This is a genomic window from Paenibacillus sp. FSL R10-2788, assembly GCF_038003885.1.
Classification (GTDB): domain Bacteria; phylum Bacillota; class Bacilli; order Paenibacillales; family Paenibacillaceae; genus Paenibacillus_AQ; species Paenibacillus_AQ odorifer.
Genome location: NZ_JBBOQA010000001.1, coordinates 3,823,653 through 3,835,954, shown reverse-complemented (window position 1 = coordinate 3,835,954; position 12,302 = coordinate 3,823,653). Strand labels below are relative to the sequence as shown.

The window sequence follows — 12,302 nt, the reverse complement described above, 5'->3', positions numbered from 1 at the left end:
TCTAAGATCCTAAGAAACTCGCTGCTTTTCTGTACATACATACTAACATAAGGATTTCATTAGATTTTTTAAGTAAATGATTTAAGTCACAAGTCTAATGCGGAATTGATGCAAAATACTGAAAAACCAATAATAATGTGTATAATAGATGGAGATGTATAACATGAATTGGTAGATTTTTATTATTCGATAATGATTGGGAGGGCTCCAAATGATGAGATCGAAGAAATTAGTCGCTGTATTATTAGGTGCAACACTTTTAGTACTAGGTGGATGTTCTTCAAATGGAACCAAGCATTCAGAAATACATAACATGAATATGAACATGTCTATGGAACCTATCAAAGTCGAACTACAATGGAGTCCTGAAGAAGTTGTTGTAAATCAAAAGGTAACCTTTGAAGCTGTGGTGACCCAAGATAACGAGGCAGTAGATGATGCAAAAGAGGTTCTGTTCGAAATTGTGAATAAAAATGATAAGGGACAGAAAATAGAGCTTAAGGGAAAGCTAACAGGTAAAGGAGTCTATCAAGCTGAAGGGACCCTTGAAAAGGAAGGACAATATAATGTCACTTCACATGTGACAGCCCGGACACAGCACTCTATGCCTAGCAAAGAGCTGTCTGTGAAACCATGATTCAAAGGTTCACAACGGTTGCTGAGCAATAACAGATAAAGCAGAGTGGAAAGGAAGGCTTTTCGAAATTCCTTTATTCTGCTAAACTTACTCTAATGTTTTACTGGGGGGACTATTAGTTGGCTAAATATACACTTGAGGAAAGCTTACAACAAAGGATTTTGATCCTTGATGGCGCAATGGGCACAATGATCCAACAGGTGCCTCTTACTGGAGAAGATTTTGGTGGCGATGAGCTGGATGGCTGTAATGAAATGCTGGTATTAACACGTCCAGAAGTCATTCAGACGATTCATGAGCAGTATCTCGAAGCAGGGGCTGATCTCATTGAGACTAACACATTTGGTGCAACCTCTGTTGTACTGGCTGAATATGATATTCCTCAGCGCGCACGTGAGATCAATCTAGCGGCAGCAGAGTTGGCTCGCAGAGCAGTAGACAAATATGACACACCTGACCGTCCGCGATACGTCGTGGGGGCTATGGGTCCAACAACAAAAACGCTCTCAGTAACTGGAGGCGTTACTTTCCAAGAGCTAGTTGATAGCTATGAGGAACAAGCAGTGGCATTGATCGACGGTAAAGTAGATGTTTTGCTGCTGGAGACCTCTCAAGATACACTTAACGTTAAAGCTGGAAGTATTGGTATTCGTAATGCTTTTGAAAAGACTGGCATCACATTACCGGTTATGATTTCAGGAACAATTGAACCAATGGGTACTACACTGGCGGGTCAGAATATTGAAGCATTTTATATCTCATTAGAACATCTGAAGCCTATCTCTATGGGCCTCAACTGTGCGACTGGTCCAGAGTTCATGCGGGATCATATTCGTTCGCTTTCGGAGATCTCCTCGGCAGCCGTGAGCTGTTATCCAAACGCAGGATTGCCGGATGAGAATGGACATTATCATGAATCTCCAGATTCTTTAGCTCGCAAGATTGCAGCCTTTGCTGAAAAAGGCTGGCTGAATATTGCGGGAGGCTGCTGTGGAACGACACCAGAGCATATCCGTGCGATGAAGGAAGCACTTTCCGAATATCCTCCACGCCCGCTGGCAGGTAATCATCCACCTGCACTTTCAGGTATTGAGCCTATCTATATTGAGAACGACAACCGTCCTTACATGGTTGGTGAACGTACGAATGTACTTGGCTCTCGTAAATTCAAACGTCTTATCGTCGAAGGTAAATATGAGGAAGCCTCAGAAATTGCCCGAGCTCAGGTAAAGAGTGGGGCACAGGTTATTGACGTGTGTGTACAAGACCCTGACCGCGATGAGATTGAAGATATTAAGCTTTTCTTAGAACTGGTTGTGAAAAAGGTTAAAGTACCTCTGATGATCGATACTACCGATCCTAAGGTTATTGATTTAGCTTTGCAGTACTGCCAAGGTAAGGCGATAATTAACTCTATTAACCTTGAAGATGGTGAAGAGAAATTCGAGCTGGTGACGCCGATCATTCATAAATATGGCGCAGCTATTGTTGTAGGTACCATCGATGAGACGGGACAAGCAATTAAGGCGACAGATAAACTGGAAGTGGCTAAACGCTCCTATGACTTGCTAGTGAACAAGTATGGTTTAGCAGGAGAAGATCTTATTTTTGACACGCTGGTGTTCCCTGTAGGAACCGGAGATGAACAATATATCGGTTCAGCAAAAGAAACGATTGACGGCATTCGTTTGATCAAGGAAGCACTTCCAGGTGTTCATACGATCTTGGGCATCAGCAACGTCTCCTTTGGATTGCCGGAAGCGGGACGTGAAGTGTTGAACTCAGTATTCCTTTATGAATGTACAAAAGCTGGATTAGATTATGCGATCGTAAATACAGAGAAAGTGGAGCGGTATGCTTCCATTCCTGCCGAAGAACGTCATCTTGCTGAGGAACTGATTTATAATACGAATGATGAGACGCTTTCTGCTTTTGTAGCTGCTTTCCGTGGTAAAAAAGTAGAGAAAAAAGAGAAGATTTCCAACCTGTCACTTGAAGAACGTTTAGCCTCCTATGTGGTTGAAGGTACGAAGGAAGGACTCATTCCTGATCTAAATGAAGCATTGACTAAATCTGGTCCGCTGGAGATCATCAATGGACCGCTGATGGCAGGGATGTCGGAAGTCGGCCGGTTATTTAACAATAATGAATTGATTGTTGCTGAAGTGCTGCAAAGCGCTGAAGTGATGAAGGCTTCTGTGAATCACCTAGAGCAGTTTATGCAGAAGGATGAGACAGCGGTTAAAGGAAAAATTATGCTGGCGACCGTAAAAGGGGACGTGCATGATATTGGTAAGAATCTAGTGGAGATCATCCTCTCCAACAATGGTTATCAGATCATTAATTTGGGTATAAAAGTACCACCAGAGACCATTATCGAAGCCTTCCGTCGAGAAAAAGCTGATGCGATAGGATTGTCCGGGCTGCTTGTAAAATCTGCTCAGCAGATGGTGCTCACCGCTCAGGATTTACGTACAGCTGGGATCGATGTCCCGATTATGGTTGGCGGCGCAGCTTTGACCCGTAAATTTACGAAGACCCGTATTCGTCCAGAATATGACGGCCTAGTATTGTATGCTAAGGACGCTATGGACGGGCTGGATATTGCCAATCGGCTTATGAACCCTGAAGAACGGGAGAAGATTGCCGAGGAAATTCGTGTGGAGGCAGAAGCAGCGGTTGCGGTTGCGCCTAAGCAAGAACTGCCGAAACTAACCAGAGCAGTGCGTTCCAAAATATCTCCAGATGCACCTGTTTTTGTTCCACCGGATTTAGAACGCCACGTACTGCGTAACTATCCATTGGGGCATATTATCCCCTATGTGAATATGCAAATGCTGCTGGGTCATCATTTGGGGTTACGGGGTTCTGTAGAAGCCCAATTAGCTGCTGGAGATCAGCGGACTGTTGAACTGAAGGGTACCGTAGACGATATTCTCCATCAAGCGATGCTAGAGGGTACCATTACTCCACATGCTATGTATCAATTCTTCCCTGCACAATCGCAAGGGAATGATATTATAGTGTATAATCCACAGAATACGTCCGAGATCCTGCATACCTTTACTTTCCCAAGACAAGGGGTAGAGCCTCATCTGTGCTTGGCGGACTTCTTGAAACCTGTTGACAGTGGTATTATGGACTATGTTGGATTCCTAGTTGTAACAGCAGGTCACGGTGTACGTGAATTGTCTACTCAGCTGAAAGAAAGCGGAGATTATCTGCGTTCACACGCCTTGCAGTCGGTTGCACTTGAAGTGGCAGAAGGACTGGCAGAACGTGTCCATCATATGATGCGCGATACTTGGGGTTTCCCAGATCCGGCGGATATGACGATGAAGCAAAGACATGGGGCAAGATACCAAGGGATCCGTGTTTCATTTGGTTATCCTGCATGCCCGGATTTAGAAGATCAAGGTCCACTGTTTAAGTTGTTATCTCCGGAGGATATCGGTGTTCACCTTACAGAAGGCTTTATGATGGAGCCCGAAGCTTCCGTTTCGGCTATGGTATTTGCCCATCCAGAAGCGCAGTATTTTAATGTAGAGAAGCTGTAATTCTTTCATTTATATACCTGGTCTGTAGGGGATTGTATCCCTTTCAGCGGAACCTCCCGTAACTGGGGGGTTTTTTGCTGGAAGAAGGTCGTTTAGAATTGAAAAGAGATGGTTGAGCCAATAAGTAGAAGGGAGGAAAAAGAATGGATTTATATTTTTTAGGTACTAATGCAGGTGTGCCAACGCTACAACGCAATGTAACGTCCGTTACATTAAGACTGCTGGAAGAACGTCGCAGTATTTGGATGTTTGATTGTGGGGAAGGTACACAACATCAGGTTCTTAGTTCGCCGATTCGGTTAGGAAAGCTGGAAAAGCTATTCATTACCCACTTGCATGGTGATCACCTATTTGGTCTTCCAGGTCTATTATCAAGTCGTGGCTATCAGGGAGGTACAGCGCCGTTAACGGTGTACGGACCCCCTGGATTAAAAGCATACCTAGAGATCTCCTTAGCTGTGAGCCAATCCCGAATTCCTTACAAGATTGAGATTGTAGAGCATACAGGAGGAATTATATTCGAGGATGATGGCTTTAAAGTTGAGGCGGCATTACTTGAGCATCGCATTGACAGCTATGGCTACCGGGTAACGGAAAAGGATAGTCCCGGAAGCCTCAATACGGAATTGCTTAAGAGTTATGGTTTAAAACCGGGACCGATTTATGGGAAATTAAAAAAAGGTGAAGATGTTGTTACGGATGAAGGTGTACGAATCTGTGCTGCTGATGTTGTCAGGGAACCTAAACGAGGACGTATTGTTACTATCCTTGGGGATACAAGACCTTGTTCGGGAGCCTTAGAACTCTCTCTTAATGCAGACCTTGTTGTTCATGAAGCAACCTTCGCCCATGATCTGGCTGACATGGCGTATCAATATCATCACAGTACAGCGCGTCAGGCTGCAGAGTTAGCAAAAGAAGCCAAAGCAGGTCAGCTGTTGCTGACTCATTTCAGTTCTCGTTACAGCTCGCATGAAGAGTTAATTCCTTTGCTTGAGGAAGCTGAACTCATATTCCCTGAGACATTATTAGCTGAGGAATTTAATGCATATCCGGTACCTCGCAGACTAAATGGGCAATAGGGGGAATGATTATTTTCCGGGAAAGCGCAGGAAATGACAGTGCTATGCTAAAAAATGCTGGATGGGACGCTTGTTCGATTTCATTCGACGAAGTGTGTTAGATTTAAAGTAATCACGGAGTAAAAGACGAACGAATGGCTGGACATATTGCCGAAAATCAGTAGGTGATATCTTCCACCTAAAGGGATTGAGTATGCTTGTAAATCCAAGCAGGGCAAAGGCTGCGAGTTTGTTAATACTATTATTTATTTATTATATTAATTAAATTTATTATGGAAACTGAGGGGTTAGTGATGGAACAAATTGAAGGATTATTGATTGATCTAGACGGTACATTGTACCATGGGCATAAAATGATTCCCGGTGCTGATCTGCTGATAAAAGCTCTTCGTGAAGCGGATATCCCTTTTTTATTTGTTACCAATAACTCATCGCGTACGGCAGCTAACGTTGCTGCCCACTTAAGTGGAATGGGAATTGAGGCGAAAGCTGAGGAGGTATGTACCTCTTCTATGGCAGCCGCACGTTACATAGCTGAGGAATCACCTGGGGCTACAGTGGCGATACTTGGAGAAGAGGGACTGCGTATGGCTTGCATTGAGGCAGGGCTCCAAATCGTCACAGAATCCCCTGATTATGTGGTGCAAGGTATCGATCGTTCTTTTAATTATGCTTCGCTAGCTCAAGCTTCGCGTTGGATTTTGAGCGGGGCAAAGTTTGTGCTCACCAATCCAGATTTAATGTTACCATCAGATGATGGGGTTATGCCGGGTGCGGGTACGATCGGTGCAGCAATTGAGGCTGCCAGTGGTGTGAAGCCAGTAGTGATCGGTAAGCCTGAATCGCATCTGATCAAATATGCGACAGATCTTCTGAAAATTCAACCTGAACATGCTGCTGTTGTTGGGGATAATATGCGTACGGATATCGCTGCCGGTGTTAATGCGGGCTGTCGTACAATCCTTGTTCTTACCGGTTTAACCACTACAGAGAATCTGGAGCACTATAAAAGTATCACAGGGATCACTCCCGATGAAATATGTGCCGATTTAGCTGAACTTAAAATGTTTCTCGGTGTATAATAGCTAGGGTCTTATTACTTCACCAACTTAGAGGGGACGATGAGTATGCCAGAATTGCCGGAAATGGAGAATTATAGACAGCTGCTTAGCCAGCGTATTATAAATGTTCCGATAACTAATGTAATTGTGAACAGAGAAAAAACAATTAACATGGAAACAGAAGCTTTCATTGATGCCTTGATCGGTGCGCGTGTTGTTTTTGTAGAGCGGCGCGCCAAGTACATTTTGTTTCATCTCCATGATGGACGAAGATTACTATTGCATTTAATGCTGGGTGGATTGCTTTTTTATGGTTCAGAAGAAGAGCGGCCGGATCGTAATACGCAAGTAGAAATCGCATTTGGTGATCAGATCCTTTATTTTATGGGCCTGCGGTTAGGGTTCTTACATTTAGTATCCGTGAAGGAAAGCGAAGCAACGATGGGTAAGCTTGGACCTGAGCTGCTGGATCGACGGATGACGCCGGAACGTTTTGCAGGAATATTAAAAGGGCGGCGTGGTGCGTTAAAAAGTCTGTTAGTGAATCAGCATGTAATGGCGGGTATTGGAAATTGTTATGCGGATGAGATTGCTTTTGACGCTGGGCTTCTGCCTTCAGTTTTAGTACAAAATTTATCACCTGAAGCCATTTCCCGTCTGTATCAAAGCATTCAAAAAGTATTAACTGATGCGACAGAGATCGGCGGATACATGGAAATGCCGTTTATGACAGGTGACATGGTTACGGGTTCCTATAATGATCAATGTAAAGTCTATGACCGTGAGGGCGAGCCTTGCCTACGCGATGGGGGAACGATTATCAAAACAGAGCTGTCTGGACGCAAAGTATTTTATTGTCCAGACTGTCAGCATGAAGCCTAAACCCAAAATAGGGGCTCATGTTAGCATTCGTGGTGGATATGGGAGAGCTGCCCGATTGGCTTGGGAGAGCGGTGCAACAAGTTTTCAATATTTTCCGAAAAATCCGCGCAGTCTGAAGCTAAAGACGGTTGATATTCGAGATACAAGGGATTGTGCACTCTTTTGCCAAGAAAAAGGAATCACCTCTATCGCCCACACCCCTTATGCAATCAATATGGCTGCGAATAGGGATGACGCAACCCCTCGAAAGGTGTATGTAGACTCCCTTCTTAATGATCTGGAAATTGCTGAAGCCTGCGGTTCCTTAGGTATTGTTGTTCATTTTGGACATTTTGCTGGAATGGAGCCGTTACAAGGCTATCAAAATATTATACAATGTATGAATGAGACGCTGCAGTCCTGGGAAGGTAACGCCAAGCTGCTAATTGAGAATCAAGCGGGCAACCATGGTACCGAAGGGATTACACTTGAAGAATTGGTGAAGGTTCGTGAGCTTAGCCAGTTTCCCGAGAAGATTGGATTTTGTCTGGATACCTGTCATGCTTTTGCAGCAGGAATTTGGAATCCTGAGCATACGGAAGACTTGCTTGAACGAGGAAACCAGCTTGGATTTTGGCCGCATCTTGTAGCTGTTCATCTTAATGATTCTAAGTTTCCCTTTGGTTCAAGACGGGACCGGCATGCTGGAATAGGAAAAGGTTTTATCGGCGAAAAGGGTCTTGAAAGCTTAATAACTTCTGATCGATTACGTAAAACATCTGTTGTTTTGGAAACTGAAAAGGGTCCAGATGGCAGTCATCGGAATGAAATAGCTACTGTTCGCAGTTGGTTTGAAGCGGGGGCTAGAAAGTGATTCATATCTATATGGACGATCTCCGTAAAGGTCCGCTTGGATTTGCTTTAGCCCGGACAACAGAAGAATGTCTTCTGATGCTGCGTGAGTGTGAGGTCGGTATTTTATCGTTAGATTATGATATGGGACCGGATGATTATTCAGGTGGGGAAGTGGCTAGACGGATTGTTCTGGAAGGACTGTACCCCTGTGAAATCTATCTACACACCTCCAGCGTTTTAGGGAGAAAAGAAATGTATGAAATCTTATACGCGGCTAAACCTGAGGGGATGCGCTTGTTTAATGGTCCCCTGAGTTCTGATAAGCTTCATGATATCGCTGGGGAGACGGGACTAAAATGAAGGAAATGAACGAAGCGGATTTACTGGAGATACTCACGAGACCGGGAGAACCGCTGGTAGTGTTTTTGCATACTCCGCTGTGTGGTACCTGTAAGGCAACAGAACGCATGTTGGAAGTGGCGGCACATCTGTTGCCTGCTGAACTCCAAATGGTTGCTGGAAATGTGAACATGTTGCCTAATCTGGTACAACAATACCGTATTACCAGTGTTCCTGCTCTACTAGTGGCTTCTGCTGACCGGATAGAGGATCCGCTTATTTATTATTCAATGGTTTCAGTTGAGCGGATTCTGGAATACATAAGGAGTATTATATCATGATCATTTCATTACAACATTTATCTCTGCGCAGAGAAGAAAGCCTAATCTTGGACGATGTGTCCTTAGAAGTTAAGGAAGGCGAAAACTGGGTCATTTTGGGACGGAATGGTTCTGGCAAAACAACAATTTTGGAGATTATGACAGGTTATTTATTCCCTAGCAAAGGAACTGTTGAGGTATTGGGGAATAAATATGGTCAATGTGATTTACGCGAGGTTCGTAAAGAAATTGGTTATATTGGTCCTTCCTTAATGGAGAAGATGTCTTTAAATGATCCGGTGTGGGAGGTTGTCGCTACAGGAGCTTACGCTTATTTGCGTTTCTACGAGAGCATTCCACACGAAGTGAAGGAGAAGGCAATCCGCTTGCTAGAGGATATGAATCTGGGCAATATGGCACTTCATCCTTTTGGAACCTTGTCACAGGGAGAGCGAAAAAAAGCAATGCTGGCAAGATGTCTTATGGCTGACCCCAAACTACTGATTATGGACGAGCCTTGTGCAGGTCTTGATCTGTACGAAAGAGAAAAAATGCTGGCTGAAGTAGATAAGCTGAGACAACGTAATGTCTCCGTTGTTTATGTAACTCATCATGTGGAAGAAATTGTCCCGCTTTTTACACATGTTGCTTTAATTCGCGACGGTAAGCTAGCTGGTTCCGGACCGAAAGAAGAAGTATTAACCAAAGAAATGATCTTGGCCACCTATGATATTCCTGTTGATGTAGAATGGGATAGCGGTCGTCCCTGGATTAAAATTAGACCTGGAGGCAAAACGATTTGAACGAATTAAGACATGATAACGAAGAGCAGACCACTGCTCCGGAAGAAATAGTGTACTCCCGATATATTTGTACAGCTAATCACGGCTTTGCGCCCTATGCTCAGGAAGAGCTTCGGCGCTTGTTCGGCGCAGTGAAGAGTACGCTGCTGTTGCCGGGAGAAATCTTTCTCGCCACCTTGCAGTCTGAACCCGAGGAAGTATCACGATTGCTCACACAGAATCTGCCCATTTTCCTTCGTCATATACAGCCTGTGCAGTTTCAGGATGAAGGAACCATGGAAGCACTACAGCGTTTGGCTGTGTATTTAAGCCGCCGCAGTGAGCTAGAGGGGGAGAAAGTATCCCTAAATGTTCGTAAAGGGGATCCTTCCTTCTGGCAGGAAAGTCCGGGCGAACTTCGTGAATGGCTGCAGGAGCAATTACAAAGCTTGGGTGCAGAATTTACAGTACAAGATCCGGCATGGGTCATTTCTGTCTACGCAGACGGGAATGCCTTATATGCAGGAGTGTCCAGACCAGAAGAGAATCTATCCGGCTGGAATGGCGGTGCAATCCGCTTCCGCAAAGAAGACGGACAAATCTCACGTGCTAAGTTCAAGCTGATGGAAGCGGAGAAGGAGTTCGCTATTCCTTTTTACAGCTTCCGTAATGCGCTTGATATTGGCGCCTCTCCAGGGGGCTGGACTTCTTTCTTGCTGGAGCGTGGAATGAAGGTAACAGCGGTTGACCCTGCTTTGATGCATGAATCGCTGCGTAATTACCCGGGTCTGAAGATCCTGCGCAAAAATGCCGGAGAAGTGAAATTCCGCGATAATGAATTTGATCTGCTTGTATGTGATATGAGCTGGAGTCCTAAGCTGATGGCAAAGCTTGTAACCGGGCTGCTGCACAGCCTGTCACCAGGCGGAACAGCGATTGTGACCGTAAAGCTGATGCATAAGAAACCTCTAGCGATGATCAAAGAGATCATTGCAATGTTTGAGGGCGAACGTATGCAGATTCAGCGGGCTAAGCAGCTGTTTCATAATCGTGACGAGATCACGCTTTATATGATTAAATACTAGGTAAGATCCTAATTTAAAAATCTTAAGGGAAAGCATCCCGTTATTAACGTTATCGTAATCTGCGGTAACAACGTTAATGGCGGAAGCTTTCTCTTTTTTTTATGTGAAAAAGGGGGAAGTTCAGTGAATTTTGCATCGAAGCTTGGGGTAGGGCAGATAATGGACGCCAGATACAGAATTATTGACCAGATTGGAACAGGTGGAATGAGTATTGTTTATCTTGCGGAGGATCTGCGTTTAAAGGGGAAACGTTGGGCTGTAAAAGAAAGTGTTAGCTCAGCAACGCTGCATTCGGACATTGAAGCGGAAGCGGAGATGCTAATGGGGCTGGATCACCCGCGGCTTCCACGTATTGTTGATTACTATCTTTCGGATAAAGAAGGGTATTCTTATTTAGTCATGGATTATATTGAAGGGATAACTTTAAGTCAGCTGATGAGGGATAATCCCGGACCTTTGCCTTGTGAATTCATCCTACAAATTGCTAAACAGCTTTTAGAAGTCCTGCAATATTTGCATGGTCATCATCCGCCCATTGTTTATCGTGATTTAAAGCCCTCCAATCTTATGTTAACTAAGCAAAAAGAATTAATGTTAATCGACTTCGGAATCGCTCGAAATTTTAGAAAAGGCATCGCTGAAGATACGGTGAAGCTTGGTACGGTAGGATTCGCGGCTCCTGAGCAGTATGGGAATGGGCAGAGTCAACCGGTTTCTGACTTATATGGTCTTGGTGCGTTGCTTTTATATATGGCTACCGGAGGATTATGCAGCCACTGGGAGTCAGGAATGGAAAATAAGTTGCGTGACCAAGTTCCCGCAGCTTTTATTCCGATAATTAGACGTTTATTACGGCCACATCCGGAGGAAAGATATCAGGAGGCAACAGCTGTTATTCAAGCACTGGTTCATGTGGAGGCTGATATGGATGAAGGTAATCATTCAGCAGTGTCTGTACCCCTAGCAGTTGATAAACGGAAAGCTAAAGTGATTGCCTTACTTGGAGTAGGGCCGGGGCTTGGAACAACACATACTTCATTTGCGATTAGCAGTTATCTGGCACAGATTGGTTCAACAGCTTGGGTTGATCTATCACCGGATTCATCGGTTTATGATCGCATGCACAATTTGCTTGATGTGCAGAGCGCTTCAGTTCCTGCTGAGAGCTCTGAGTCTGTATTTTCCTGGAGGAAGGTTCATTACTGGAAGCGACCTCACCATGGGGATGTAGCAGAGCTTATGAGAGGGGCTTATCAATTTGTGGTATTAGATCTGGGCACGGGTGGATTTGATGGAGCGCTGGAAGAAATCAAACATAGCGATATTCCCATTCTAATTGCTTCTGGCGCAGATTGGCGACTGGAGGAAACTTTATTATGGATTAGGAGGAAGGGGCTGCAGCCTGAACGGGATTGGAGAGTGGGTTTACCACTTGCTGAACAGCAATCTGTTGAACTGTTGCGAAATTCTTTAGGTATAGATAGGGTTTATAATTTACCGTGTCAGCAAGATCCATTTTTACAAAAAGGGAAGTTGGCAGATGTAATTGCTGAGCTATTAGGGGACATTAAGGGCGAACGAAACGATGGAAAACGCCGTGGTTTTTTCTTAAGATAGGCTATTGGGACTAACATTTAATTCAGTGTTCCGCTAAAGTGTGATAAAATATATATTTATACGTGATTTGATTTACGCATTATTTAAGTATAGACAGGAGCTTGCG

At 44.3% G+C, this 12,302-nt stretch carries 11 protein-coding genes; all 11 read left to right on the top strand.

Translation table 11 applies throughout. From position 1 onward, the window contains the following. Nucleotides 1-211: 211 nt before the first annotated feature. The 11 genes from NSQ50_RS16995 (at nt 212) to NSQ50_RS16945 (ending at nt 12,196) form a co-directional block, all read left to right on the top strand. A complete protein-coding gene (locus NSQ50_RS16995; RefSeq protein ID WP_081386914.1) occupies nt 212-637 on the top strand; it encodes a FixH family protein in 426 nt (141 codons plus the stop codon). A gap of 179 nt (nt 638-816) precedes the next feature. Beyond that, the gene (gene metH / locus NSQ50_RS16990; RefSeq protein ID WP_370510530.1) at nt 817-4,194 is read left to right on the top strand and encodes a methionine synthase; all 3,378 of its coding nucleotides are present in this window, start codon (nt 817-819) and stop codon (nt 4,192-4,194) included. Nucleotides 4,195-4,337: 143 nt separating this feature from the next. After that, the gene (rnz, locus tag NSQ50_RS16985; RefSeq protein ID WP_076103946.1) at nt 4,338-5,276 is read left to right on the top strand and encodes a ribonuclease Z; all 939 of its coding nucleotides are present in this window, start codon (nt 4,338-4,340) and stop codon (nt 5,274-5,276) included. Nucleotides 5,277-5,569: 293 nt separating this feature from the next. Further along, nucleotides 5,570-6,358 (top strand): TIGR01457 family HAD-type hydrolase, encoded by a 789-nt coding sequence (locus NSQ50_RS16980; protein WP_038571566.1) that lies wholly within the window; start codon nt 5,570-5,572, stop codon nt 6,356-6,358. Between the two features lie 45 nt (nt 6,359-6,403). After that, nucleotides 6,404-7,219, top strand: a complete 816-nt coding sequence (locus NSQ50_RS16975; protein WP_036687706.1) for an Fpg/Nei family DNA glycosylase — start codon at nt 6,404-6,406, stop codon at nt 7,217-7,219. Next, complete coding sequence (locus NSQ50_RS16970) at nt 7,209-8,072, top strand: deoxyribonuclease IV (protein WP_076141990.1); 864 nt, start codon at nt 7,209-7,211, stop codon at nt 8,070-8,072. The genes NSQ50_RS16975 and NSQ50_RS16970 overlap by 11 nt, the downstream gene beginning before the upstream one ends. Continuing rightward, nucleotides 8,069-8,413 carry a cyclic-phosphate processing receiver domain-containing protein gene (locus tag NSQ50_RS16965; RefSeq protein WP_036687703.1) on the top strand — a complete coding sequence of 115 codons (345 nt, stop codon included), beginning with the start codon at nt 8,069-8,071 and terminating at the stop codon, nt 8,411-8,413. Before NSQ50_RS16970 ends, NSQ50_RS16965 begins: the two co-directional genes overlap by 4 nt. Further along, nucleotides 8,410-8,733 carry a thioredoxin family protein gene (locus tag NSQ50_RS16960; protein ID WP_076141991.1) on the top strand — a complete coding sequence of 108 codons (324 nt, stop codon included), beginning with the start codon at nt 8,410-8,412 and terminating at the stop codon, nt 8,731-8,733. The genes NSQ50_RS16965 and NSQ50_RS16960 overlap by 4 nt, the downstream gene beginning before the upstream one ends. Continuing rightward, nucleotides 8,730-9,515 (top strand): ABC transporter ATP-binding protein, encoded by a 786-nt coding sequence (locus NSQ50_RS16955; RefSeq protein ID WP_282579836.1) that lies wholly within the window; start codon nt 8,730-8,732, stop codon nt 9,513-9,515. Before NSQ50_RS16960 ends, NSQ50_RS16955 begins: the two co-directional genes overlap by 4 nt. Beyond that, on the top strand, nt 9,512-10,579 hold the full coding sequence (locus tag NSQ50_RS16950) for an SAM-dependent methyltransferase (RefSeq protein ID WP_036687700.1): 1,068 nt from the start codon (nt 9,512-9,514) through the stop codon (nt 10,577-10,579). The genes NSQ50_RS16955 and NSQ50_RS16950 overlap by 4 nt, the downstream gene beginning before the upstream one ends. A gap of 123 nt (nt 10,580-10,702) precedes the next feature. Further along, on the top strand, nt 10,703-12,196 hold the full coding sequence (locus tag NSQ50_RS16945) for a serine/threonine-protein kinase (protein ID WP_081386913.1): 1,494 nt from the start codon (nt 10,703-10,705) through the stop codon (nt 12,194-12,196). Nucleotides 12,197-12,302 lie beyond the last annotated feature (106 nt).

Coding starts and splice junctions, on each gene's coding strand:
- NSQ50_RS16970 (WP_076141990.1), top strand. CDS start 7,209: ATGAAGCCTAAACCCAAAATAGGGGCTCATGTTAGCATTCGTGGTGGA.
- NSQ50_RS16980 (WP_038571566.1), top strand. CDS start 5,570: ATGGAACAAATTGAAGGATTATTGATTGATCTAGACGGTACATTGTAC.
- NSQ50_RS16975 (WP_036687706.1), top strand. CDS start 6,404: ATGCCAGAATTGCCGGAAATGGAGAATTATAGACAGCTGCTTAGCCAG.
- NSQ50_RS16955 (WP_282579836.1), top strand. CDS start 8,730: ATGATCATTTCATTACAACATTTATCTCTGCGCAGAGAAGAAAGCCTA.
- metH (WP_370510530.1), top strand. CDS start 817: ATGGGCACAATGATCCAACAGGTGCCTCTTACTGGAGAAGATTTTGGT.
- NSQ50_RS16995 (WP_081386914.1), top strand. CDS start 212: ATGATGAGATCGAAGAAATTAGTCGCTGTATTATTAGGTGCAACACTT.
- rnz (WP_076103946.1), top strand. CDS start 4,338: ATGGATTTATATTTTTTAGGTACTAATGCAGGTGTGCCAACGCTACAA.
- NSQ50_RS16960 (WP_076141991.1), top strand. CDS start 8,410: ATGAAGGAAATGAACGAAGCGGATTTACTGGAGATACTCACGAGACCG.